Source organism: Lichenihabitans sp. PAMC28606 (assembly GCF_020616535.1).
Lineage (GTDB): Bacteria > Pseudomonadota > Alphaproteobacteria > Rhizobiales > Beijerinckiaceae > Lichenihabitans > Lichenihabitans psoromatis.
In genome coordinates this window covers 3140081-3164317 of the sequence record NZ_CP085136.1, presented here as the reverse complement: position 1 = coordinate 3164317, position 24237 = coordinate 3140081, and the positions used below count along the sequence as shown (strand labels likewise).

The 24237-nt window shown below is 65.2% G+C and carries 22 protein-coding genes; 14 read left to right on the top strand and 8 right to left on the bottom strand.

Annotation, left to right across the window (positions count from 1 at the left end; all coding sequences use genetic code 11):
* Nucleotides 1-5 precede the first annotated feature (5 nt).
* Genes LGH83_RS14905 through LGH83_RS14890 form a run of 4 tightly spaced genes read right to left on the bottom strand, consistent with a single transcriptional unit; the run spans nt 6 to nt 3479 of the window.
* Nucleotides 6-764 (bottom strand): SDR family NAD(P)-dependent oxidoreductase, encoded by a 759-nt coding sequence (locus tag LGH83_RS14905; RefSeq protein WP_227399339.1) that lies wholly within the window; start codon nt 762-764, stop codon nt 6-8.
* Nucleotides 761-1792 (bottom strand): ketopantoate reductase family protein, encoded by a 1032-nt coding sequence (locus tag LGH83_RS14900; protein WP_227399338.1) that lies wholly within the window; start codon nt 1790-1792, stop codon nt 761-763. Before LGH83_RS14900 ends, LGH83_RS14905 begins: the two co-directional genes overlap by 4 nt.
* Nucleotides 1789-2490: a creatininase family protein gene (locus LGH83_RS14895; RefSeq protein ID WP_131113579.1), complete on the bottom strand. Its 702-nt coding sequence runs from the start codon at nt 2488-2490 to the stop codon at nt 1789-1791. The genes LGH83_RS14900 and LGH83_RS14895 overlap by 4 nt, the downstream gene beginning before the upstream one ends.
* Nucleotides 2487-3479 carry a GntR family transcriptional regulator gene (locus LGH83_RS14890; protein WP_227399337.1) on the bottom strand — a complete coding sequence of 331 codons (993 nt, stop codon included), beginning with the start codon at nt 3477-3479 and terminating at the stop codon, nt 2487-2489. Before LGH83_RS14890 ends, LGH83_RS14895 begins: the two co-directional genes overlap by 4 nt.
* A gap of 170 nt (nt 3480-3649) precedes the next feature.
* On the opposite strand from LGH83_RS14890, the gene LGH83_RS14885 reads away from it, so the two are divergent.
* From LGH83_RS14885 to LGH83_RS14855, 7 genes are all read left to right on the top strand, one after another.
* A complete protein-coding gene (locus LGH83_RS14885; RefSeq protein ID WP_227399336.1) occupies nt 3650-5236 on the top strand; it encodes an ABC transporter substrate-binding protein in 1587 nt (528 codons plus the stop codon).
* Nucleotides 5237-5365: 129 nt separating this feature from the next.
* Nucleotides 5366-6304 (top strand): ABC transporter permease, encoded by a 939-nt coding sequence (locus LGH83_RS14880; RefSeq protein WP_207388255.1) that lies wholly within the window; start codon nt 5366-5368, stop codon nt 6302-6304.
* 29 nt (nt 6305-6333) lie between these two features.
* Nucleotides 6334-7170 carry an ABC transporter permease gene (locus LGH83_RS14875; protein WP_227401864.1) on the top strand — a complete coding sequence of 279 codons (837 nt, stop codon included), beginning with the start codon at nt 6334-6336 and terminating at the stop codon, nt 7168-7170.
* Nucleotides 7167-8150 (top strand): ABC transporter ATP-binding protein, encoded by a 984-nt coding sequence (locus tag LGH83_RS14870; protein ID WP_227399335.1) that lies wholly within the window; start codon nt 7167-7169, stop codon nt 8148-8150. The genes LGH83_RS14875 and LGH83_RS14870 overlap by 4 nt, the downstream gene beginning before the upstream one ends.
* Entirely contained in the window at nt 8147-9193 is a 1047-nt protein-coding gene (locus tag LGH83_RS14865) for an ABC transporter ATP-binding protein (protein WP_227399334.1), read from the top strand. Before LGH83_RS14870 ends, LGH83_RS14865 begins: the two co-directional genes overlap by 4 nt.
* Entirely contained in the window at nt 9190-10707 is a 1518-nt protein-coding gene (locus tag LGH83_RS14860) for a carboxypeptidase M32 (RefSeq protein ID WP_227399333.1), read from the top strand. Before LGH83_RS14865 ends, LGH83_RS14860 begins: the two co-directional genes overlap by 4 nt.
* 17 nt (nt 10708-10724) lie before the next feature.
* Nucleotides 10725-11681 (top strand): isoaspartyl peptidase/L-asparaginase family protein, encoded by a 957-nt coding sequence (locus LGH83_RS14855; RefSeq protein WP_227399332.1) that lies wholly within the window; start codon nt 10725-10727, stop codon nt 11679-11681.
* 4 nt (nt 11682-11685) lie between these two features.
* Here the strand turns inward: LGH83_RS14855 and LGH83_RS14850 are convergent, their stop codons facing one another.
* Nucleotides 11686-12705: a LacI family DNA-binding transcriptional regulator gene (locus tag LGH83_RS14850; RefSeq protein ID WP_227399331.1), complete on the bottom strand. Its 1020-nt coding sequence runs from the start codon at nt 12703-12705 to the stop codon at nt 11686-11688.
* A 197-nt stretch (nt 12706-12902) separates the two neighbouring features.
* Here LGH83_RS14850 and LGH83_RS14845 point away from each other — a divergent pair, with 197 nt between their 5' ends.
* The 5 genes from LGH83_RS14845 (at nt 12903) to LGH83_RS14825 (ending at nt 18105) form a co-directional block, all read left to right on the top strand.
* Entirely contained in the window at nt 12903-13892 is a 990-nt protein-coding gene (locus LGH83_RS14845) for a substrate-binding domain-containing protein (protein ID WP_131113587.1), read from the top strand.
* Between the two features lie 157 nt (nt 13893-14049).
* The gene (locus LGH83_RS14840) at nt 14050-15582 is read left to right on the top strand and encodes a sugar ABC transporter ATP-binding protein (protein ID WP_227399330.1); all 1533 of its coding nucleotides are present in this window, start codon (nt 14050-14052) and stop codon (nt 15580-15582) included.
* Nucleotides 15575-16576, top strand: a complete 1002-nt coding sequence (locus tag LGH83_RS14835) for an ABC transporter permease (RefSeq protein ID WP_227399329.1) — start codon at nt 15575-15577, stop codon at nt 16574-16576. The genes LGH83_RS14840 and LGH83_RS14835 overlap by 8 nt, the downstream gene beginning before the upstream one ends.
* On the top strand, nt 16576-17595 hold the full coding sequence (locus LGH83_RS14830) for an ABC transporter permease (RefSeq protein ID WP_131113590.1): 1020 nt from the start codon (nt 16576-16578) through the stop codon (nt 17593-17595). Before LGH83_RS14835 ends, LGH83_RS14830 begins: the two co-directional genes overlap by 1 nt.
* A gap of 255 nt (nt 17596-17850) precedes the next feature.
* A complete protein-coding gene (locus tag LGH83_RS14825) occupies nt 17851-18105 on the top strand; it encodes a hypothetical protein (protein ID WP_131113591.1) in 255 nt (84 codons plus the stop codon).
* 19 nt (nt 18106-18124) lie between these two features.
* On the opposite strand, the gene LGH83_RS14820 is transcribed toward LGH83_RS14825, so the two are convergent.
* Nucleotides 18125-19564 (bottom strand): GumC family protein, encoded by a 1440-nt coding sequence (locus tag LGH83_RS14820; RefSeq protein ID WP_227399328.1) that lies wholly within the window; start codon nt 19562-19564, stop codon nt 18125-18127.
* A 298-nt stretch (nt 19565-19862) separates the two neighbouring features.
* Here LGH83_RS14820 and LGH83_RS14815 point away from each other — a divergent pair, with 298 nt between their 5' ends.
* Together LGH83_RS14815 and LGH83_RS14810 are read left to right on the top strand one after the other, a co-directional pair.
* Complete coding sequence (locus tag LGH83_RS14815; RefSeq protein WP_227399327.1) at nt 19863-20945, top strand: glycosyltransferase family 1 protein; 1083 nt, start codon at nt 19863-19865, stop codon at nt 20943-20945.
* Nucleotides 20942-21832: a GNAT family N-acetyltransferase gene (locus LGH83_RS14810; RefSeq protein ID WP_227399326.1), complete on the top strand. Its 891-nt coding sequence runs from the start codon at nt 20942-20944 to the stop codon at nt 21830-21832. The genes LGH83_RS14815 and LGH83_RS14810 overlap by 4 nt, the downstream gene beginning before the upstream one ends.
* A 19-nt stretch (nt 21833-21851) precedes the next feature.
* On the opposite strand, the gene LGH83_RS14805 is transcribed toward LGH83_RS14810, so the two are convergent.
* Nucleotides 21852-23294: a lipopolysaccharide biosynthesis protein gene (locus LGH83_RS14805; RefSeq protein ID WP_227399325.1), complete on the bottom strand. Its 1443-nt coding sequence runs from the start codon at nt 23292-23294 to the stop codon at nt 21852-21854.
* Nucleotides 23291-24208 carry a DUF6492 family protein gene (locus LGH83_RS14800; protein ID WP_227399324.1) on the bottom strand — a complete coding sequence of 306 codons (918 nt, stop codon included), beginning with the start codon at nt 24206-24208 and terminating at the stop codon, nt 23291-23293. The genes LGH83_RS14805 and LGH83_RS14800 overlap by 4 nt, the downstream gene beginning before the upstream one ends.
* Nucleotides 24209-24237 lie beyond the last annotated feature (29 nt).

The window sequence follows — 24237 nt, the reverse complement described above, 5'->3', positions numbered from 1 at the left end:
TCGGCCTATTTACCGCCGTCGACGCTCAACACTTGACCCGACACCCACCCGGCGAGGTCGGAGGCAAAGAACAATACAGCATTCGCGATATCGTCAGGCGTCCCGAGGCGGTGCATCGCGATGCTCGACAGCAGCTTGCCCTGCCCCTCTTGGCCGAGTGCCTCCCACTGGCGTTCGGTCGCCGGATTCGAGCGCACGAAGCCGGGCGCGACATTGTTGACCGTGATGCCGAAGGCGCCGAGTTCATGTGCCAGTTGGCGCGTCAGGCCGATCTGCCCGGCCTTCGCGCTGGCATAGGCCTGAATACCGGTGAGGCTCACGCCGAGCCCGGCCCCGGACGAAATGTTGATGATGCGGCCCCAGCCCCGCGCTTTCATGCCGGACGCGACGGCCTGCGCCATCAGGAAAGCACCCGTGAGATTGACGTCGACGATCGCGCGCCAACTCGCGAGCGTGATGCTCTCGATCGGCCGGCCCACCTGTCCCAGCACGCCCCCCGCATTATTGACGAGAATGTCGGGCGACCGTCCGTCGGCCTCTAATCGCTGTATGAGCGCCTGGATGCCAACCGCATCGGTCACATCGAGAACGGCCGTGAGACCCATCGGACCGACGAGGCGGGACGTCTCCGGCAAACCCGCCTCGGCGATATCACACGCCACCACGAAAGCGCCGGCCTTGGCCAGCGTGACCGCGATGGCTTGCCCGAAACCATGGCCTGCGCCGGTGACGAGCGCCGTGCGGCCCTTGAGAGCGAACGTCATGCTTGTCCCTGTTCGCCGATGTGATCGAGCTGTTCGATGTTCCGCCTGTCGAGCGCCCGCTGGCCTGCTTCGATCTCGTGAATCATCGCGATGATGGCGGCCGTGATCGGCGTCGGGAGCGTATGTGTCGCCCCAGCGGCCACGATCGGGCCGAGTTGGGCGTCGACCTCGGTCTTGCGCTTGCGGATCGCAAGATCGCGCCAAATACCCGAATGGGATTTCGCCGACTTGCGGTTATGCGCCACCATCGCGTCGAACGAGGCTGCGGTCACCTCAGGCGCCGCCTCGGGCAGAAAGGCGGCCGGGTCGAAGCCGTTGAAGGCTTCGAGCGTCACGCCCTCGGCCCGCGCGACCGCAACGATCTCGTGTGCGAGGCGCGTCAGAACGGGCCGCGCATGCGGCATCGCCAGAACGTCGGCGATGCTATCGTCCGTGAGGGCGGTGGCAAATAATTGCGCGCCATAGATCAGCTTCGCCCAGAGATAGCCAAGAATATTCGAGGTGACGATCGCGGCCGGATCGAAGGTCAGGAACAAGCGGTGCAGGTCGGCGATGCGCGGGCTCGCCCGTCCATCGAGTTCGCCGAGCACGACGGCGCCGCGTCCGCCATAGTGGATGACGCCGGGCTCGATGTAATCAGCGCCGAAATTGACGAAGCAGCCGATCGTGCGCGCGCGACCGAGGCGTGCGGCGATCACGTGTTCGTTGAGGCCGTTCTGGGCCGAGACCACGTAACCCTCATCCGCCACATGGGGCGCGAGATCGACGAGCGCCGCCTCGGTATGGTGGGCTTTGACGGCCAGAATGATGCGGTCGAAGCGCCCCTCGACCTGCGCCGGCAGGCGGGCTTGGGCCGACACGCGCGTCGCGCCGATCGGCCCCGTGATGGTCAAGCCGTCCCGGTTCAGGGCATCGACATGGTCGGCCACGACATCGACGAAGAGCACGTCCTCGCCGGCGCGGATCATGGCCGCGCCGATCGCCCCGCCGATGGCTCCCGCGCCCCAGATCAGGATTGGGCCATTCATGCCCAGGGTCCTTCGAGCAAGGCCCGCGTCTCTTCGACCGCGACCTGCCAGATCGCCAGCATCTCCGTATCCGGCCGCTCGTAATAACCGCCGAAATTACCGTCACCCAGCAGCGTCTTGACACCATCCGGGTCGAGCACGCGCATGCGGTCGAACTCGACCATCGGCTTGCGCTGGCTCGGTGCCACGACGCCGGGCAACCGCGTCCAGGGGAAGTTTTCCATCCACGACGCGTGCGAGGCGACGGGATCGATCTCCTGCACTTTGGCGGCAGTCTTCGGCGCGTTCCACCAATTATGGAATTTGACGGCCGTACCCGCGTGGTCGGCCATCCATTCGATCGCGAGGGCGCCGGCCGGCTGGTTGCCGCCATGGCCATTGACGAAGAGAATACGTCGGAAGCCCTGCCGATGCAGACTGTCGAGAATGTCGCGCACGACCGCCACATAAGTGTCGATCCGCAGGCTGATCGACCCCGGATAGCTGAGGAAATAGGGGGTAATTCCATAGGCCAGCACGGGGAAGACCGGCACGCCGACCGGCTCTGCAGCCTCGAGAGCAACCCGCTCGGAGAGGATCGAATCGACCGACAGGCTGAGGCCCGCATGCTGCTCGGTGCTGCCGAGCGGCACAATGGCGCGATCGTCGGTCTTGAGATAGGCCGCGACCTGCTCCCAGTTCATATCGCTGATCATCATGATGCTTTCCTGTCGGGCTGGATCGCGGGGCTATCCGGGTCACGGAGCAGCGGAATGACGATCCGTTCGATCTCGCCGGGATCGGGAACGTGGCGATATTCCATGGCACGGACGCCGACCGGCAACTGTTCGAGGGCCGCCTCCGCGCCCGTCGACAGCACCACGATGCTGCAGGCGCCCAGCAAGGCAGCAAGGTCCGGCCCGTCCAGCAGAGCGGCCGTCACGGCGGATACATGCGGCGCGAATTTTTCAACACCGGCCTTGATGACCGGCAGAAACTCGGGAAATCGCGACACGACCAGCACCCGCGCCCGAGGATCGAGCGAGGCCAGGCCACGCCGCGTGTCCTCGGATGGGATGAAGCTGATGGCGGCCACGCGCTGGTGCGGCAGCAGGGCCGCGACCTCCCGTCGGCGATGCGCGAAGGTGAGCACGAGATCAGCCGCAGTGGCCCGCTGCATCGCCGCCTCCCGGCGTTGAAGCGCATCCACCGTCAGCGCCTCCACGGTGGTGCCGGGGCCAAGCGCGGCAGCCAACGATCGTGCATAGCTGGCGGCCGCCACCGGAAAGGTTCCGACCAGCACCACGACCTTGGTTCGCCCGCGCGCCACCCGGCCCGACAGCCTCGCCCCGATCGAGCCCGCGATTTCGCCACTCCGCAGGCCGATCGCCAGGCCTTCATCGATCAAGGCATCGACCCGTTGCAGAAATGCCGCCATTCGGGCATCGCTATCGCCGACCGCACCACGATCGGTCACGAATGTTCCCGACCCCGGTCGTCCATGGATCAACCCAGCCTCCTTCAGATCGCGGTAGACTTGGCTGACCGTCATGGGAGCGACACCGATCGCATCGGCAAGCTCGCGGACCGAGGGAAGCCGAGCCCCGCCCGCGATCTCGCCGCAGGCGATGCCATATTCGATCAACCCGCGAAGCTGCGCTCCAAGGGCGACCGGCAAGGTCTTGTCGAGAGCCAGCCGCATCATCATCCCATACGAAACCGTTCTCGACGGTTAGCACGGTGCCCTCCGTTTCAGCAATCACCCTCTTTGACCGAACGTTAGTCGAGCCTTTAACTCAACAATTGACACGCGAGGCGCGGCGGCGTTAGCGTTCTAAAGAATTAGAACAGTGGCCTCTCACATCATCGGTAGCATCCATGAAAGCATCATTCAGGTTCGCGGTCACGGCTTCGCTGCTGCTGGGTGCGAGCGTCGCTGCGATCGGGGCAGGCTCCGCCGCGACCCGTGGCGGCATCATGACCTATGGCCGATATGCCGATAGCTTGTTCCTCGACCCGGTCCTCAACGACGCCAACGTCGACATCTGGGTGCTGTCGAACCTCTACGACACATTGCTGCTGCCGACCGACGACGGCAAGGGCGTTCAGCCCGGCCTCGCCACCGCTTGGACGGTCGCGCCGGATGGGAAGTCCGTCACGCTGACGCTGCGCGAGGGGACCAAATTTTCCGATGGGTCGCCGATCACGGCCGAGGACGTGAAATGGTCGCTCGAGCGCGCTCACGACCCGAAGAACGGCATCTGGAATTTCCTCCTCGAGTCACTGGATTCGGTTGAGATCAAAGACCCGAAGACCGTCGTCCTGGCGTTGAAACACACCGATCCGGCGATCCTGCCGGCGCTCAGCACCTTCAACGCCTCGATCATGCCGAAGAAGGCCTTCGAGGCGTCTGCAGGCGCGACCGACGCCGACAAGGCCAAGACCTTCGGCGAGCATCCGATCGGCTCCGGCCCCTTCATGTTCCAATCCTGGAGCCGGGGTTCGGAAATGAAGCTCGTCAAGAACCCCTATTATTGGCGCAATGGCGACGACGGGAAGAAGCTTCCCTACCTCGATGGCGTGACCTTCGAGGTCATCCCCGACGACGCAACCCGCATCCTAAAGGTTCAGTCGGGCGAACTCGACGGCGCGGAATTCATCCCGTTTTCGCGCGTCGAGGAACTGAAGGCCAATCCGGCGTTCAACATGGTGCTGTTCCCCTCGACCCGCGTGTTCTACGGCAACCTCAACGTCCGCCCGAAGCTGACGGACGGAACCGCGAACCCGCTCGCCAATGAGAAACTGCGGATGGCGCTGAATTATGCCGCCGACAAGGATGCGCTGATCGCCATCGTGACCCACGGGGTCGGCACGCCGATGAGCTCGTTCATGTCGACCGCGACACCGATGCATGTCGGTGAGGGAACTGAATTCCCGCTCGATGTCGAGAAAGCCAAGGCGCTGATGAAGGAGAGCGGCCTCAGCGGCGTCACCTTCTCGTGCCTTGTCTTGGCCGGCAACGTCGATCAGGTCAGCACCGCCACCGCCTTGCAGCAGATGTGGGGCGAGATCGGGGTGACGCTCAAGATCGAGCAGGTCGACAATGCCACCATCACATCGCGCTATCGCGCCGGCGATTTCTCGATGCGGCTCAGCGTGTGGACCGACGACATCGCCGATCCGAACGAGGCGACGTCCTATTTCGCTTATTACCCGACCATTCAGTCGCAGCATTCCGGTTGGAAGAACGACGAGGTCGACGCGCTTTACGAAAAGTCGCAGAGCGAGCTCGACCCCAAGGTCCGGGCCGGCCAGTTCGCCCGCATCCAGGAGCTTTACAAAACCGGCCCGATCGTGCCGCTGTTCGAGACGCCCTATCCGGTCGTCTTGAAAAAGAACGTCAAGGGCTTCGTGCAAATCCCGCTCGGCAACAACATCTTCGTGGCGACCTCGCTGGAGAAGTAAGGCGCGCCAATTCGGCTCCGCAGGATCGTGGTGACCTCCCGTTCGGATCGGAGGGGAGGTTGTCGCGCGCCTGATCTTCTGCAAAGTGAGCGTGGGCCGGCGTCGATGCCGCCCCCGGAGACCTGAGCCGTGCTGAATCCGGGTTTCGTGATCCGCCGTATCCTGCAGATCATCCCGACGCTGCTGTTCATCCTTGTCGTGACGTTCGTGATCGTGCGCCTGCTCCCCGGCGATCCCTTGAGCGCGATCGCGGGTGATCGAGTGACGGATGCGGACGTGGCCCGCGCCAAGGCGCAATATGGGCTCGACCGGCCGCTGGTGCTGCAATTCGTGGCCTTCGTCGAACGCGTGCTGCACGGCGACCTCGGCCGATCGTTTGTGATCCAGGTCCCGGTCTCGTCGCTAATCGCCGACCGGCTTCCGGTGACGCTTCTGCTGACCGGAATGGCGGCTCTCTTCGCGATCCTCATGGCGGTGCCGCTAGCGTTCGTGGCGGCGATGCGCCGCAACCGTCCGGCTGACGCGATCATCCGCGGCGCCTTTCAGGTCGGCCTGTCGATGCCGGTCTTCTACATCGGCCTCGTGCTGCTGACCGTCTTTTCGGCCACCCTGCGATGGTTTCCGGTCGGCGGCTATGGCAATGACTGGGCCGACCATCTCTATCACCTGTTCCTCCCGGCCTTGACGCTCGCCGTCAGCCTCGCGGCCGTGCTGATGCGAAATCTGAGGGCCGCGATCGTCGACGTGCTCGGGGCCGAATATGTCGATTTCGCCCGCGCCAAAGGCCTGCGCCCCCGGCTCATCATGCTGCGGCACGTGTTGCGGAACGCCTTGATCTCGACGGTAGCGTTGCTCGGGCCGACGATCGGTGTGTTGCTCGGCGGCGCCGTCATCACCGAAACCGTCTTTGCGATTCCCGGTGTTGGACGCCTGATGATCGACAGTATTTACGGGCGCGATTATCCCGTGATCCAGGGCCTCACGCTGGCGCTGGCCGTCGTGGTGTCGCTGATCTTCCTGCTGACGGACCTGTTGCAGGCAGCCCTCGATCCGAGGGTGGCGCAGTGACGGCCGCCGAAGATCTGATCTCGTCGCCAATGCCCCGACGACGTCAGCGCGCGCGGCTGACCTTGCGGATAACACCGACTCTCGTGCTCGCGGTCGTGATCCTTGGCTTGGCGCTGTTGATGGCTGTCGAACCGCAATGGTTCGCGCCGCGCAGCCCCACCACATTCGACTACAAGGCGATCCTCAAAGGCCCCTCGCTTGCCCATCCGTTCGGCACCGACAACTTTGGGCGCGATATTCTCTCGCGCACCATCTGGGCGTTCCGCATCGACCTGCAGATCGCGATCTTCGGCACGCTCTTCCCATTCGTCTTCGGCACGCTGGTCGGTGCCGTCGTCGGCTATTACGGCGGCTGGGTCGAGAGCGTGTTCGGCCGCTTCGTCGACGCGATCGTGACGTTTCCGTTTCTCGTGCTGGTCATCGCCATCGTGGCGGTGTTGGGCCCTGGCCTCATCAACCTCTATATCGCGATCAGCGCGGTCGGCTGGATCTTCTACGCCAGGATCATCGCGGCCGAATTCAAGGTGCAGAAGCGGCTCGATTATGCCTCGGCCGGGCGGGTCATGGGCTACAGCACGCCGCGTATCATCCTGCGCCACCTGCTGCCCAACGCGATCACGCCCGCGATCGTCTATTGGATGACCGATATGGCGCTGTGCATCCTGCTCGGCTCCAGCCTTGGTTATCTCGGGCTCGGGGCGCAACCGCCTGCCGCCGAATGGGGCGTGCTGATCGCCGACGGAAAAAACTACATGTCGACCGCATGGTGGATCTCGATCTTCCCCGGTATCGCCATCGTGATCACCGGCCTCGGATTCAGCCTGCTCGGCGATGCTCTGTCGGATCTTCTGAGGCCGCGCCGATGACGACGCTGACGGTGCGCGACCTCACCGCCACCTTCACGGGCCCGGCCGGCCCGGTGCGCGCCGTCGATGGCGTGAGTTTCGAGATCGGCGACGGCGAGATCATCGGACTTGTCGGTGAGTCGGGCTCGGGCAAGAGCGTGACGCTGCGCTCGTTGCTGCGGATGCTGCGGCCACCCGGCACGGTCAGCGGGTCCGTCGTCTGGAACGGCGTCGATCTCTTGGCTTTGCCCGAGGCCAAGCTGCGCGCGGTGCGGGGGGGAGAGATCGCGATGATCTTCCAAGAGCCCATGACGGCGCTCAACCCGGTCCTGACGGTTTTTCAGCAGATCGACGAGACGTTGGCGACCCATACCGATCTGTCCAAAGCCGCCCGCAAGGCGCGCGCGGTCGACTTGCTGGATCTCGTCGGCATTCCGGCCGCGACAGAGCGGCTCGATCATTATCCACATGAGTTCTCGGGCGGCATGCGCCAGCGCGTCATGATCGCGATCGCGCTGGCGGGCGAACCGCGCCTGCTGCTGGCCGATGAACCCACGACGGCGCTCGATGTGACGATCCAGGATCAGATCCTGAAGCTCATTGTCGATCTGCGCGACCGGCTCGGCATGAGCGTCATTCTGGTGACGCATGACCTCGGCGTCGTGGCACAGACCTGCTCCCGCGTTGCCGTCATGTATGCGGGCCGCATCGTGGAAAGCGGGTCGGTCGCGAGCCTCTTCGCCGAACCGCACCATCCCTACACACGTGGTTTGCTCGGCTCGGTGCCGCGCCCCGGGCAGGAGCGGCAGCTCTTGCTGTCGATCGACGGCACGCCGCCGTCGCTGGCCGACATGCCGCAGGGTTGCGCCTTTCATCCGCGCTGCAGCTTTAAAACGGAAATCTGCATGGCGGAGCGCCCGCCGCTCGCCTCGATCGCGCCCGGCCGGCTGGTCGCCTGTTTCCATCATGAAGCGGTCGCGGCGGCGGGGCTGAGCCGATGACCGCCGTCACGACCGCCCCGTCGATCCTCCGCATTGACGACCTCGTCGTGCGCTTTGCCATGGCGCGCGCCTGGACCGACCGGCTGACCGGGACGCCACAGCGGGTCGTACATGCGCTGAACGGCATCACCCTCGATCTGCGGCGCGGCGAGACGCTCGGGATCGTCGGCGAAAGCGGTTGTGGAAAATCGACCTTAGCCCGTGCCATCGTCCGGCTGATCGACCCGAGCGCGGGCCGCGTCGTCTTCGACGGGATCGATATCGCAACGCTCCACGGGAGCGACCGCCGCGCCTTCAATCGCCGCGTCCAGATGGTGTTCCAGGATCCCTATGGCTCGCTCAATCCGCGCATGACCGTTCGGCAGGTGCTGACCGAGGCGTTGAGCGTGCATCGGATGCGCCCCTCGGCCGACATCCCGGCCCGCGTCGCCGAACTGCTCGATCTCGTGCGCCTGCCGACCGATGCGGCCGACCGCCTGCCGCATGAATTTTCGGGCGGACAACGGCAGCGGATCGGCATCGCCCGCGCGCTCGCGGTCGAACCCGACATTCTGGTGGCGGACGAGCTCGTGTCGGCGCTCGACGTGTCGGTTCAGGCGCAGGTCGTCAACCTGCTGCTCGAATTGCAGAATCGCCTCAATCTGACGGTGCTGTTCGTGGCCCACGACCTGCGCCTCGTGCGGCATTTCTCGCACCGGGTCGCCGTCATGTATCTCGGCGCAGTGGTCGAGATCGGCGACGCCGAGGCTGTGTTTTCGGCGCCGCGCCACCCCTATACGCGCGCCCTCATCGACGCCGCACCCGAGATGGACCCCGGCCGCCGCAGCCGCGCCCCGGCGGTGCGGGGTGAATTGCCGAGCCCCGTCAACCTCCCCTCGGGATGCGCCTTCCACACCCGCTGTCCGCATGCGTTTGACCGCTGCATCACCGAGCGTCCGGTGCTGACGACGCGCGGTGACGGCCATCTCGCGGCCTGTCACTTGAGCGCGTTCGGCGATCCAGCCGCGAGCCGAGAGGCGGCTCCAATGAGGAGCGAAGCATGAGCCTTGCGCCCTACAACGAGCAGATGGGGCAGATCGCCGATCTGCTCTGCGCCATCAATGTGCTGCATTGGGATGCCCGCACCCTCATGCCCGCCGCAGGCGCGGCAGCGCGCGGCAAACAGATCGCCACGCTGACGGGTCTTGCGCGCGATCTTGCGACCGGGGAGCCGTTCCGGGCCGCCCTCGATGCGGCCTCGGAGGTGACAGCGGCGCTGCCAGCCGACGACCTGTCGCGCCGTGCCATCGATCAGACGCGCCTCGCCGTCGAGACGCTACGTCGGATTCCGAAGAGCCTGATCGTCGAAGCGGCCGATCTTGCGGCGCGCGCCGAATCGGCCTGGGTCGAGGCGCGACGAACCAACGATTTCGATGGGTTCGCGCCCTATCTCGAACGCACGGTCGCGTTGCAGCGCCAGCGTGCCGAGGCGATCGGCTATGCCGAGCACCCTTATGACGCGCTGGTCGGTCAGTACGAGCCAGGCATGACGTTGGCCCGTCTCGACACGCTCTATGCGACGCTACGGGCCGGATTGCTGCCCCTCATCGAACGGGCCAGGAGCCTGCCGGAGCCACGGCTCGACCTGCTGCGCGGACCCTTCCCGATCCCGGACCAAAAAGCGTTCGCGTCCGCGATGGCGGCCCGCATGGGCTATGATTTCGCCCGTGGTCGGCTCGACGACACGGCCCATCCGTTCGAGATCTCGTTCGATCGGACGGACGTCCGGATCACCGGCCGATTTCGCGACACTTGGCTGCCGAGCGGTTTCTTCGGCGTGTGGCACGAGGCCGGTCACGGCATGTACGAGCAGGGCCTCGACCCCGCGTTCAGCCGCTCGATTTTCGCAACCGATCTCGTCGGGCTCTACGCGGTCGGCGGCGCCAGCTTCGGGATGCACGAAAGCCAGTCGCGACTGTGGGAAAACCGGGTCGGCCGGTCGCGGCGCTTCTGGGGGCTGCATTGTGCCGAGGCTCGGGCCGCGTTCCCACGCCCGTTGGCGGATGCCGATGCCGACAGCCTTTGGCGGGCCGTCAATCACGTCGCACCGGGTCTCATCCGGGTCGAAGCGGACGAGTTGACCTACGACCTGCACGTCATATTCCGGACGGACCTTGAAGCCGCCCTGATGGCGGGTGACCTTGCGGTCCGTGACCTCCCCGGTGCCTGGTCGGACATGGTGCGGCGCGACCTTGGCCTCGACGTGCCGAACCATCGGGACGGCGTGCTTCAGGACGTGCATTGGGCGGCCGGTCTCATGGGCTCGTTTCCGACCTATACGCTCGGCAACGTCATGAGCTCGCAGCTGTTCGCAGCCGCTGGCCGCGACGCCGGCGTCACGAGCGGCCTCGAGCGCGGCGATTACGCCCCGCTTGCGGCGTGGCTCGGCGCCCACGTCCACCGGCACGGCCGCAGCCTCACACCCGACGCGATCCTGCGGCGCGCCACCGGCTCGTCGCTTGACCCCGCCCCCTATCTCGCCGATCTGACCCGCAAGGTCGATCAGTTGGCGGCGTGACCGAAGGAGCAGTCTCGATGAACCAAAGCGTGTTGGCGATCCACGGTGGCTGCGGCGTCCTCGCCCGGGAAGACCTCAGCGATGCGGAATGGAGGGAGGCACGTCAGCACCTCACCGAGGCGCTGCGGGCCGGCTGGGCTGTACTCACGCGCGGCGGACGCGCGGTCGATGCGGTCGAGGCCGCGGTCGTCGTGATGGAAGATTCGCCGCATTTCAACGCCGGCCACGGCGCGGCGCTCAACCACGACGGCCTTCATGAACTCGATGCCTCGATCATGGACGGCGCGACCCTCGCGGCCGGCGCGATCGTGGCGGCGCAGCGGATCCGCAACCCGGTCAAGGCGGCGCGCGCCATACTCGAGAGCGGCACGCTCGCGATGCTGACCGGCCCATCCGCCGACCTCTATGCGGAAGCCCATGGGGTCGAGCTCGTCGACCAGAGCTATTTCACCACCGAGCGGCGCCGGGACGCGCTCGCCAGCATGATCCGGCGCGGACAGGATGGTACCCTCGCCTCGGCCAGCGAGGCCGAGAAGCACGGCACGGTCGGGGCGGTAGCGCTCGATCGGGACGGCCATCTCGCGGCCGCAACCTCGACCGGCGGCTACACCAACAAACCGGCGGGACGTGTCGGTGACAGCCCGATCATCGGTGCTGGCACCTATGCGCGTGACGGCGTCTGCGCCGTCTCCGGCACCGGCCAGGGCGAGTATTTTATTCGGCACGTTCTCGGGCATGAGATCGCCAGTCGGATCGCCTATCTCGGCGAAAGCCTCGCGACCGCGACCGACACGGTGCTGGCCGATCTCGCGCCCTACCGCATCGGTGCCGGCTTGGTCTCGGTCGACGCCACAGGCCATGTCGCGGCGCCGTTCAACACGGGCGGCATGTTTCGCGGCTGGGTCATGGCCAATGGCGATGCCAGCGTCGGCATCCATGCCGAGATCGAGCCGGTCGGCAACTTCGGCTCTTAGAGCTTCAGGGCCGCTCCAGCACAGGCGGCACCATCACGAAAGGCCGAGCGATCTGCTCGGCCTCACCAAGCGCCGTGAACGCTTCCTCGATCATGACCTCGACGTTCTGCCGCAGCATCGAAACGTCGAACGGCAGCGAGGCGGCGAACGGGTCCCAGTCGAAACAGCCGACCACGAGTTGCTCGAGCGACCGGGGCGGCAAGGTCGCGGCAAATTGGACGAGACCCTCGAAGACCGCGATCGAGCTGATGAAGAGCCCGACCGGAAGCCGGCCCTGAACCTCGAGATAATGCTGGAGGGCCGCCTTTGCGGCGGCTGGCGGATAGCCGCATCGCATCAACATGCTGCCGGAGGGCCGGATGCCCTGGGCCCCGAGCGCATCCGTGAAGCCGGCGACGCGATTGTCGGTCGCATATTCGCCGGCGACGCCGCCGAGATAGAGCAGGCTCATGGGGTCGCCCCCGCGTGCCCGGATCTTGCCGATCAGCAGATCGGTGAGTTGGCGCGCTCCGGCCCGGTTGTCCGACACGACCGAGGGAGCCGCCTCGCCGGGCAGATCGATGTTGACGCATGGCGTGTCGGACGCCCCGCATAACCGGTTCAACGGCTCGGGTTCCGCCACGCCGACGATGAACAGAAATTCGACCTGCTGGGCCAGGAGGGTCTCGGTGACCTTGACCTCGGACGGGCCGTCGCGCTGCGTGCTGACCACGATCGGGCAGAGGGAGCGACGCCGCGCCTCGGCCTCGAAGGTTTCGGCCAGATCGGCGAAAAACCGATTGCGATAATGCGGCAGGATCATACCGGCGAGGCCGGAGCGGGACAGACGGAGCCCGCGCGCCTTCAAGTTGACGTTGTAGCCGAGCGTCCGCGCGCTTTCGAGCACGCGCTGCGCCGTGTCCTCCTTGATCCGATAGCGGGCCCAACTCCCGTTCAGCACGAGGCTGACGGTCGAGGCCGAGGCCTTCGTGGCCGTCGCGATATCGTAGATGGTTGCTTTTCGTCCGCCTGCGGCGCGTGCCATTGGGGTTCTTCTCCCGTTCGAACGGACTTGCCACGTTTCTTGCGCGAACGTCGAGCGATTGCCGTTTGACAGAGATTGCTAAATAGATTTAGCTATTCGTCAAGCGCGATGCGGATGAGCCGCCGCGCCGTCAAGATCGAGCGGCACAGTCGCCACGCACGACCCCGATGGGGCGGGCGCTTATCAGGGAGGATTTCATGGTAAATCTGTTCAAGCGTGCTCTGTTGGCCGGCGCGATCGCGATGACGATCGTCGGCCCGGCGAGCGCCTCGCCCGACAAGCCGGTGATCGGCGTCGTGGTCAAGATCGGCGGCATCCCGTGGTTCAACGCCATGGAGGCGGGCATCAAGAAGAAGGGCGCCGAGCTCGGCGTCAAAGCCTTCATGATCGGCCCGACCAGCGCCGACCCCGCGCTTCAGGTCCGCGCCATCGAAGATCTGATCGCCCAGAAGGTCGACGTGATCGGCGTCGTGCCGAATGATGCGGAAGTTCTCGAACCCGTGCTCGAACGCGCCCGCGCCGCCGGCATCAAGGTCATCACGCACGAATCTCCCAAGCAGAAGAACGCCGACTACGACTTCGAATTGGCCTCGTCCAAGGGCTTCGGCGAAGCCTATGGCAAGCGCCTCGTCGATGCTCTCGGCGGCAAGGGTGAATATGCGGTGTTCGTCGGCTCCCTCACGGTGCCGTTGCATAATGCATGGGCCGATGCGGCGATCGCCTACATCAAAGCGAACGCACCCGACATGAAGCTCGTCGGCGACCGCTACGGCGTTGCCGAAAACGTTGATCAATCGCGCAGCACGGCGCTCGACCTGATGCGCGCACACCCCGATCTCAAAGGCTTCCTGGCTTTCGGCAGCCAAGGCCCGATCGGCGCGGCCCGCGCCGTCGCGGAAAAGCATATGGATGGCAAGATCCTCGTCATGGGTCCCTTCTCGCCCGGACAAGGCAAGAAGCTCGTGCATGACGGCGTCCTGACGGGCGGCTTCATGTGGAACCCGGAACTCGCCGGCGAGGTCTTCGTGACGCTTGGCACGATGGTGGTCAAGGGCGAGCCGATCAAGGACGGCACAACCATCCCGGGTCTCGGCGTGGTGCATCCCGACGGCCATAACCTGATCGTCGACGAATTGGTCGATCTCAACAAAAATACCGTGGACGATCTCGCCAAGATGGGCCTCTGACGGCATCCAACGGTCGACGCGAGGATCTTCGGACCCTCGCGCTCTGGAGCAGGCCGGCTTGCCGGTCTGCTCCGTTCTCATTCTGACCGAGCCTGACGGCGAGCAAAGACGGGCCGCGACCCGAACAGCGCCGATCCGGCTTTAGCGAGCGCTCTCGATGCCCGATCCAGCCTCTGCCCCATCCGACCCCGCATCGGCCGACACGACGCCCTTGTTGCATCTCGAGAACATCTCGAAGCAGTTCGGCGGCGTCAAAGCCCTGCAGGACATCAGCTTCGAGGTGAAGCGCGGCGAGGTGCTTTGTCTGGCGGGTGAGAACGGCTGCGGCAAAAGCACGTTGATCAAGATCATCAGCGGCGTCCATGCGCCCGAGCGCGGTGCCGTGATGACCTTTGACGGCCGCTCGATCGAGGGTCTGAACCCGGGCACCGCCCGTGCGCTCGGCATCCAGGTCATCTGGCAGGATCTCGCGCTGTTCCCCGAAATGTCGGTGGCGGAGAATATCGGCTTTGAGAGCAACCTCGGCGCTCGACCACGCCTTGTCGATTATGCAGGCATGAAAGCGGCCGCCAAGCGCATCCTCGACCGGCTTGGCGTCGACCTCGACCTCGACGCGCCGTTGCGGACCCTGCTGATCGCCCAGCGCCAGATCGTGGCGATCGCCCGCGCGCTGGTGGCGGAGGCGCGGCTCGTTTTCATGGACGAGCCCACCGCCTCGCTCAGCCAGGCCGAGACCGATGCACTGCTGACGATCGTGCGGCGCCTGTCGTCGGAAGGTATCGCGGTCGTGTTCGTCAGCCATCGGCTGGCCGAAGTGCTCGATGTGTGCAGCCGGGTGACGGTGCTGCGTGACGGCCGTTATGTCGGCACCTTCCCGACCGCCGGCATGACGCAGACGCGTTTGACCGAATTGATGACCGGCAAAACCTTCGATTATGCGGTCCAGTCGCGTGACCTCGAGACCCAGCCGGTCGTGCTCGCGGTCGACGGCCTGTCGCGCGCCGGTCAATATGACGACATCGCCTTCACGATCCGCAAGGGCGAGATCGTCGGCCTCACGGGACGGCTCGGTTCGGGCCGCACCGAATTGGCGCTCTCGCTGTTCGGCATGACGCGGCCGGCCGCCGGCACGATCGCGCTCGATGGCAAGACCCTGCAGCTTCGCAACAACCGCGACGCGATCGAGGCGGGGATCGCCTATGTGTCGGAAGACCGGCTCCAGCTCGGCCTCGTTCAGCCGCAATCGATCGGCGACAACACCGTGATGGCGGTTCTCGATCGGCTGCTCGGCCCCGGGATTCTCATCAATCAGAAACGCCGCGATACACTGATCGACAAGTGGATCGCCGATCTCGGCGTGAAGATCGGCAAGCCCGACGATGCGGTCTCGACCCTGTCGGGCGGTAATCAACAGAGGATCGTGCTGGCCAAATGGCTGGCGACCGAGCCGAAACTCCTGATCCTCGACTCGCCGACCGTCGGGGTCGATGTCGGCGCGCGGGCCGGCATCTTCTCGATCATCCACGATCTTGCGGAAGCCGGCATGGCGATCCTGCTGATCTCCGATGAAATCCCCGAGGTCTATTTCAACGCCGACCGGATTCTTCACATGCGGGACGGGCGCATCGTCGAGACCTATCGGACCGACTCGACCGATATCGACCACATCGAAAAGGCCGTTCATGCCTAAGCTCCGCATCGGATCGACGGAACGTTGGTTGATCCTCGTGATCCTCGCCATGGTGGTGGGTCTCGGCTTCACCACCACGACGTTTCTGACCCTGTCGAACATTTTCGATCTGCTCAACACCAGCGCGGTCAACATCATCTTCGGGGTCGGTCTGCTGGTGGTGCTGATCGCTGGCGGCATCGACATCTCATTCACGGTCGCGGCCTCCGTGGTGCAATATCTGACGGCGCTGACGGTGGCGCAGCTCGGCGGCGGCGACTGGGCGTTGGGCTTCGCGCTCGCCGCGGTGTTCGGCCTGATGCTCGGCTGCCTCAACGCCTTCCTGATCTATCAATTCCGCATCGTGTCGATCGTCGTGACGATCGCGACCTATAATCTGTTCTTCGGCGGCCTGATGTTCTTCTCCGGCGGGGTCTCGATCTATGACCTGCCCGATTGGTGGACCACACGCGTCGTCGTGTTCGGAACCGACATGGCGAGCGGCCGTGCCGAGCTCACGCTGCCGGTTCTCGTCATGGTGGTTTGCGTCGTGGCGACGTGGCTGCTGCTCCGCCGCACGACGACAGGGCGGCAGCTCTATGCGATGGGCGACAATCCCGAAGGCGCGCGGCGCGTTGGCATCAGCATCGGGGCCATGCATTATCTCGCCTTCGGCTGGCTCGGTCTGATGGCCGGCATCGCCGGGTTGATGCAGGCCCATTATGCTCAGGAGGTGGTTCCCAACGCGCTTTATGGCCGTGAACTGGACGTGCTGGCCGCTGTGGTGCTGGGCGGCGCCCGCCTTGGCGGCGGACGCGGCACCATCCTCGGCGTCATTCTGGGCATCATTCTCGTGGCCATCACCCAGAACGGCCTAAACCTGCTCGGCATTTCGCCCTACGCGTTCAAGATGATCGTCGGTGCCATCATCCTGGTGGCGATCACGCTATCGAGTGAGGGGGCCGGTCGCCTCATTGGATCATGGCGCACACCCACCGCAAGAAGGATCGCCTGATGACGACCCAGTCGGTCTCCCCTCCCCGCATCGGTCGCAGCGGCGTTCTGGCCGATGGCGACGTGCTCGGCCTGCTCGGCTTTCTGCTCGTCGTCCTGGTTCTCTTCAGCGTGATGTCGCCGGGTTTCTTCTCAACAAGCACCTTCACGTCCGTTGCGTTCCAGCTGCCAGAACTCGGCCTGCTGACGCTGGCGATGCTGATGCCGATCATCTCGGGCGGTTTCAATCTCGCCATCACGTTCACGGCGAATCTCTCGGGCCTTGCCATGGCCTGGGTGCTGCAGAGCTATGGCGGTGTCGATGCCGGGACGGGAGCCTTCGTGCTCGGTGTGGTGGCCGCCCTGGCGACGGGCGCGCTGGTCGGTTGGCTGATGGGCACCATCATCGCCTATACGGGTGCGCACCCGATTCTCGTCTCGCTCTCGATGATGATCTTCGTGCGCGGTCTGGGCGAGTTCCTGACCAAGGGCGGCGATATCTCCGGCGTCCCGGGCTTCGTGCAAACGATCGGACAGGGAACGCTGCTCGGCATCCCGGTGCCGCTGCTGGTCTTCGCGGCCTGCGTGCTGATCTGGAACGTTCTGATGTCACGCACGCGGCTCGGCTTCGCGACCCGCATGATCGGCTCGAACATCGAGGCGACGCGCTATTCCGGTGTGCCGACCAAACGCATGTTGACCCTGGTTTATACGCTGTCCGGCCTCATGTGCGGCATCGCCGGCATCGTCATGCTGGCGCGGTTCAACTCGGTGCGGGTGGGGCACGGCGAGTCCTACCTGCTCATCACCGTGCTGGCCTGCTTCCTCGGCCGTGTCGATCCCTTCGGCGGGTTCGGTCGCGTCATCCCGCTCACGATCGCGTTGGTGATCCTGCAAGTCATCGCATCCGGCCTCAACCAACTCGGCGCCAACCAGCATCTGGCAACGGCGCTCTGGGGCGCGTTTCTGCTACTCATCATGATGATCCGATCGATCTGGTCGACCCGCTTCCTCCAGACGTTTTTCACGCGGCGTGGCTGAAACCCCGGTCGTGATTCTGTTCAGATCAGACGCAAGCCCGCCACCGACGCCGACCATGATCGTGGCGAGGCGAGGCGAGGCGAGGCGATCGACCGTCGCGCTTAGCCGACTGAAATCTCAGCCGTAATTTGCGACGTCCGTGGCGCCTGAGGATTGACACACATCCGACGTATTTCGACGCGCCAATTGTGACCCTGAGCTGACGCTCATGCTGCGCGGTGGTTCGACAATATGTGACAGTCGGAAGGGGACACGATGTTTGGCACGGACGTGATCAGTCGCCGAGAGCATGAGATGGAAGTCTCGCGCCTCGCTGGAACGATCGAACGCTTGAATGCGGAGCTTTCGGCCCTTGCGGCCTATCTGGTCACCACCGGACCCGCGCGGGGGCGCGGCGACAAAGACCGCGCCGTGAGCCTCGCGGCCCGCATGGGCTGCATCACCAAGCACGAGGCCGAGGAGCGCATCCGCCGCATCGACGATGCGATCAGCCTATCGGCTAACGCTTAGGGCAGCCCACTCGCGATGATCAAGCGGCGGATTTGATCCGACGCGGGTCGAGGCGGCGATCGAATTCATCGTCGGAATCTTGCCGCATCGCGAGCAGCATCGCTAAAGCGGCACCGAGACCCGCACCCACCAGCAGCCCCAGGATCGCCAGCACGCTTCCGCGTGGCGGGAAGGAGCGGTTGCGCGGCGGCTGGGCGCTGGTGACGATCCGGGCGTTGGTGGAATCGACCCGCTCGAGCTCGCTGGTTTCCCGCGCCCGGCTCATGAAGGCGTTGAGGAGGTTCCGGTTGATGTCGGCTTCGCGCTGCAGGCCGGCCAGTTGCACCAAGGCGGTGCCGGCGCTGGACGACTCGCCCGTCAACGTCTCCACAACCTGTTTCTGTGCCGTCTCCGATGCGACGGCTCGATCGTAATCGGCCTGAGCCGCTTGCGCGATGCGGCCGAGTTCGGCCGCGACGACGCGATTGATGTCGGCCACCTGCGCCTGCAGATCGCGCACGCCCGGATAGCGGTCGCCATAGGTGGAGCGGGCGTCGGCGAGCTTGCGGAGGGCCTCCGATTGCTGGCCGCGCAGGATGCCGATCGTGGGCGACGCGATCGCTTCTGGAAGGCTGCCGTTATGGGCGGCGGTCGCCTGAAGGTTGCGGGTTTGATCAAGGCGGCTCTTGGCCTGGATCACGCGAGAGCGGGTCTGCGCCAATTGGGTCGTCGCATCGGTGAGCTGTTGCTCGCTCACGAGCTGGGTCCGCGTGCCGACGAGGCCGTTCTTGCGACGAAAGTCTTCGGCCTTCGCCTCGGAGACGCGCAAACGCTCACGCAATTCGTCGAGCCGGTTGGTCAGCGCCGCATTGGCCCGACGCGCCGATTCCGACAGCGCCTCGGTCTGCGCGTCGAGGTAGCTCTGCGCGACCGCATTGGCGAGCGTCGCGGCTTTGGCGGCATCCCGCGACATCACCGAAATATCGATGATGAAGGTCCGCTCGGGCCGATGCACGCTGGTGCGATCATAGAGCGTCGTGAGGGCGTTGCGGGCGCGTGTCTCCTCATCGGTCGCGGCGGGTGGCGATCCGGCCAAGCCCAGCAGCGAAGCGATCAGGCCCCGGGCGGCACCGTTGAACTCCGGATCGTCGGCCAGATGCTGTTCGGCGACGACGCGAGACAACACACTCTCCGATGTCACGATCCGGGCCTGGCTCTCGACGAAGCTATTTTCGGTTTGAGAATCTTCCTGGCGCACCGTGAGGTCCGATTTCAGCACCTGAACGCTGCGCGGATCGACGAAAAGCTCAGACGAGGCGACGAAGCTCGGCGGGATGATGGTCGAGACGGCGTAAGCCGCGACCGCCCCGAGGGCTGCCAACGCGACGATCAGACGCCATCGGGACAGCAAGGTTTGAGCGAGCGGGTTCGAGACCGGCGGCACATCGCTGACCCCGGCGTATGGAACGCTGGTCCGCACCGATCTCGTCTCGTCCAACATCGCCGCTCAACCCTCCGACCGTTCGCGGGATCATCAAACCTTGGCGCTGCAACACGTTGCTTTTGCCAAAGATACGGGGCAAACGCACGAACGTCGTCGAACCGACAAGCCGACCGTAAAGGAACTTGGTTAGCGAAACGTAAGAGAAGCGGCAGGCCGCGATAATCTCTTCAGCATTTGTGTCGAATGTCGGTCGACGGAGGGCTCTGCCATCCGCTAAGGCAAATGCAAGCACAGGTTGGGCCGTCGTCCAGCGCGCTGGCGCCATTGAGCCGACATGACTTCATCCGGGTTCGAGGCGCCTCGCCTCGCCGTCCTTGTCTCGAGATCCGACACACCCTGCGGTGTCGAGGCTTTCGCACGGCTGCTTGCGTCGACGGCTGGTCGCCGTGCCACGACGACGACGCTCGATCTCGACCTCGCGACGCTCGGCAAAGCCCTCGACGACACCGATGCCGTGGTGCTGAACCTGCCCCTGGTGGCCTGGAAGACGCGGCTGGTCGAACCGGCCGTCGCGCTCGCCATGGCCCATGCCAAGGGGCGAGGTGCCATCGTCGTGCTGCACGAATGGGCCGATCTCGATTGGAAGCGCCGGGCTGCCTTCGCGCTGCCGCTGAAGCTCGCGGACGTGATCCTGTTCTCCTGCCTTGAGGTCTCGGAACAATTTGCCGCCAGCCCGCTGTCGCGATGGGTGACCCAACGGCGCGGCATCATCCCGATCCCACCGAACCTCATGCGGCCGGAGACGATCCGCGCCAGCGACGACAGCCAGCGTCTCGCCGCCGAACGCGCCAAAGGACGTCTCATCCTGGGGCATTTCGGATCGATCTATCCGAAGAAACACTCGGCCGAGGTGCTCGATATCGCAGCCGCAATCCGGAGGCTCGGCCACGATCCGTTCGTGGTCTTCGCCGGCTCTTTCGTCAAAGGCCAGGATCGTGTCCAGGAAACTTTCGAGGCGCGGGTTCGGGCGCTTGATCTTGCCGACCGCGTGCGCGTAACCGGGTTCGTGGCGGAGCCTGAGGACCTGTTCGGGATCTTCGAGGCCGTGGACGTCTTCGTCTATCGTTTCGCCGAGGGGCTGACGACGCGCCGCGCCAGCGTGCAGGCTTGCCTGACGTCGGGCAAGCCGGTGGTGGTCAATTCACCTCCCGACCGGCGTAGCGTCGATGCCTTTCCGACCTATCGGGCCGCGATCGCAACCGGGCAATTATGCCTGGCCTCGCCGCACGCCGATGTGGACGAGCTCGCAGCGCTTGCGATCAACGCGGCGGGGTCGCGGATCGCGGTGCCACCCGTCGATACGCAGGCCGCCTGGGCAGCAGCTTTGTCGGCGCTGGATGCAGCGGTGATGCGATGAGCGACATCGATCGGCCTCGGCCAGCGCCAGCCGCCGCGCCACGGCTGCGCTGCCGCCTCATCGTCGAGGCGGACCTCCCAGCGGTCGCGGCTTTGCTCACCGCAGGCTTCCCGGACCGGACACATGCCTATTGGACGGCGGGGCTCACCCGGATGGCGCGGCGCGACTCTCCGCCCGACCTGCCGCGTTTCGGCTATGTGCTGGACCGCGATGGCGACCTCGTCGGGGTGATCCTGCTGATCTCGGGCACGACACGCGCGGGCGACGCCTTCGTGACCCGCTCGAACCTGTCGAGCTGGTATGTCGATCCGGCCTTCCAGGGCTATGCGTCGATCCTCATCAGCCAAGCCACGAAATACAAGCAAAGCACCTATTTCAACGTGTCTCCCGCCGAACATACGCGCCCCATCATCGAGGCGCAGGGCTTCATTCGCTACAGCCAGGGTCGGCTTTTCGCGCTTCCGGCCTTTGCGCGCGGTCGGCCATCGGTGCGGGTCGAAGCGATCAACGGGCGACGGAAGGGTCTCGATGCGCGTGACGTCGCGATCCTCGAGGAGCAGCGTCACTATGGCTGCCTGAACCTCGCGGCCATCGACGGTGAAGCCGTCTATCCCTTTTCGTTCCGGCTGCGGACCGTCAAGGGGGTCGTTCCGGCCGCACAACTCGTCTATTGCCGCGATATCGCCGATATGGTGCGCTTCGCCGGGCCGATCGGGCGGGCGCTGGCGCGGCGTGGGCGCGGCGTCGTGGTGATCGACGCGAATGGGCCGATCGCGGGCATTCCCGGCGCCTTCGTGGCGGGAGGCATGCCGAAATATTTCAAAGGCCCTGACCGACCGCGCGATGGCGATCTCTCCAACAGCGAAATCGTCGTCTTCGGGCTGTGACGGCAAGAGCGCCTTCGGATCACGCCCGTTGGCGGCGCAAGCCCGAAAGTCGCGACAAGACCGACCGGAGCTTGCCGCGCAAGGACGCGACATCCAGCACCCAGCATGCGGCCAAATAGGTGACGGCACCGGCGGGGATCAGCAAAGCCAGGACGATGGGCCGATCCGTGACCACGAGATGATCGAGGCCGACCACCACCACGGCCATCGCGGCGGTTGCGCCACAGACCCGGGCGATGCGCCCGATCGGGGCCGGCATCGGGAACGCGATCGCGGCCAGAACTCCGGCATTGAGAAGGCCGAACACATCCGTCGCCACGCGGCCCCAGGCGGCTCCACCGACGCCGAACACATGGGTCAGCACCGCCGACGCGATGGCGCCAAACGCGAGGGTCGCAACCGTGTTGATGAGATAGAAGGCGTTGCGATTGGCCAGCAGGAAGCTGATGTGGACATATTGCTGGACGATGATCTGAAAGATCACCGCGATGGAGGCGGCCGGCATGACAATCCGCGCGACGGCGCGATAATCCGGCCCGAGCACGAGATCGGCCACATGGCCCGACACAAGGGCGAAACCGATGGCGGACGGGAGCACCACGCCGACCAGCAGTTCCAGGCAATCTTCGAGATGCGCCCGCGCCGCCGCCGCTCCGTCGTTTGCGAGGAAGCGGACAGCGATCGGCATGAAGGCCGCCGACGCGCTGATAGCCGGAATGATGAGGGCCTGGCGGACGAGATCGACGGAGGCGCCGTACTGGCCCGCTGCGCCCGTGCCGAGCAGGCCCGCGATGATAAAGCGATCCACCGAGGTCGAAAGCGACAGCATCGAAATCGAGATCGTCAGCGGAAAACCCCAGACGAAGAGGGGGCCGAGGTCTTTGTCGCGAAGCTTCAGGCGCGTGCCGACCCAAACGGAGCGCAGCGTCAGCCCGGCGCTCATCAGATAGGCGGCCGCGCTCGAGAGCAGCAAGGTGTGACCGCCACCGCCGCCGAGCACGGCCGCAATGCCAAACCCCGAGACAAGGACGGCGCGCGTGATGGTGGCCACCATGTAGCGGAGCGCCAGCAGGCGCGCCCGGACAAGGTCTTGCCCGAGTTCAAAAAACCCGCTCGCGACGGTGAACGCCAAAGTGCCGAGAATCGCCAGCTTGTCGACGTCGGTGAACAAGGATGCCCCGACATAGATCAGCGGGAACAGGAGCAAGGTCGCCAGGAAGCCGAGCAGGATCGTGCCCCGCATGTCAGGCCCGTCGCCCTTGGCCTCCTCCCGCATGATCACCTGCTTGATCCAGGTGTAGAGCAGCGCTGCAAGCACGGCCGCATAGCCGCTGCCGAGTACGTAGACCCCGTAATCGGCCGTCGACAGCAGACGCGTGAAGATCACGACATTCAGCAGGCCGAACGCGGCCGAGGCGACATTTGCCACGAAATAGATCGAGGTCTGGCGAACGAGATTCATGGCGAGCCGAACCCCGTCACGGCGCGCCGCGACCGGCTTGCGCCCACCCCCACGTCCTCGATCGCGGCGCGAATCACGTCGATGGGCGTCGCGTTGAAGGATTGGACGCAGAGCGCGACCTGATCCGGGGCGGCGGCGCGGAGCATCTCGACGAGGGCGTCATGATCGGGCGTCGACCGATCCCAATGCGTGACGCAAAGGCTTTCGCTGGATTGGACGTGCCGTGACGTTGCCGTCGCGTCGGTCGATACGAAGGTTCCGTACAGCATATATTCCGAAAAGCCGTGGGCTTTGCAAAGCGCGACGGCCCAAGGCTGTCGCGTGGCCCGTTCGATGCCGGCCAACATGGCCCGAACGGTCGCCTGATCCCACACGATCATCTGCCCGATGAAGTCATCGGCCGGAAAGGTCGGGGGTGCCAGGCCCAAGAGATGATGCGCCGTCTTGAGCCACGGCGCATGCCAAGGGGATCCGGCCTGAACAGCAGCGGGCTCGACGTAGAGCGGCACCGAGCCCGACCTGTCCACCGATGCCGCATCGAAAGGCCGGAAAAAGGCATTGTCGCTGTCGATCAGGCAGTAGCGCGTCGCCGGAAGGGTCGCGGCGGCCGCGATCTTGACCAGTTGCTGGGTGTGCCAACCATAGATCGGCCACGCCTTGAGCGACCACAGATAACGCCGCCCGCGCCATTTCAGAAAACCCGGCATAGGGTGAAGCCAGGTGGGCAAAAAGCGCGACGCCGGCAGGATCTCGCGCCGGCCTCTCTCGAAGCGCGCGAACAGCGGGTAGTCGCTGTCACTGACGATGACATAATGCTTGTCGAATCCGGTGACATGACGATCGACGGTCTCGAACAGGAGCGCGGCACGCTCGAGATCCCCGTGATAACTTGGCGTGATGAGCGAGAGGGTCAACGTCGGGCGCCATTCTGGGGCGGTGTCGG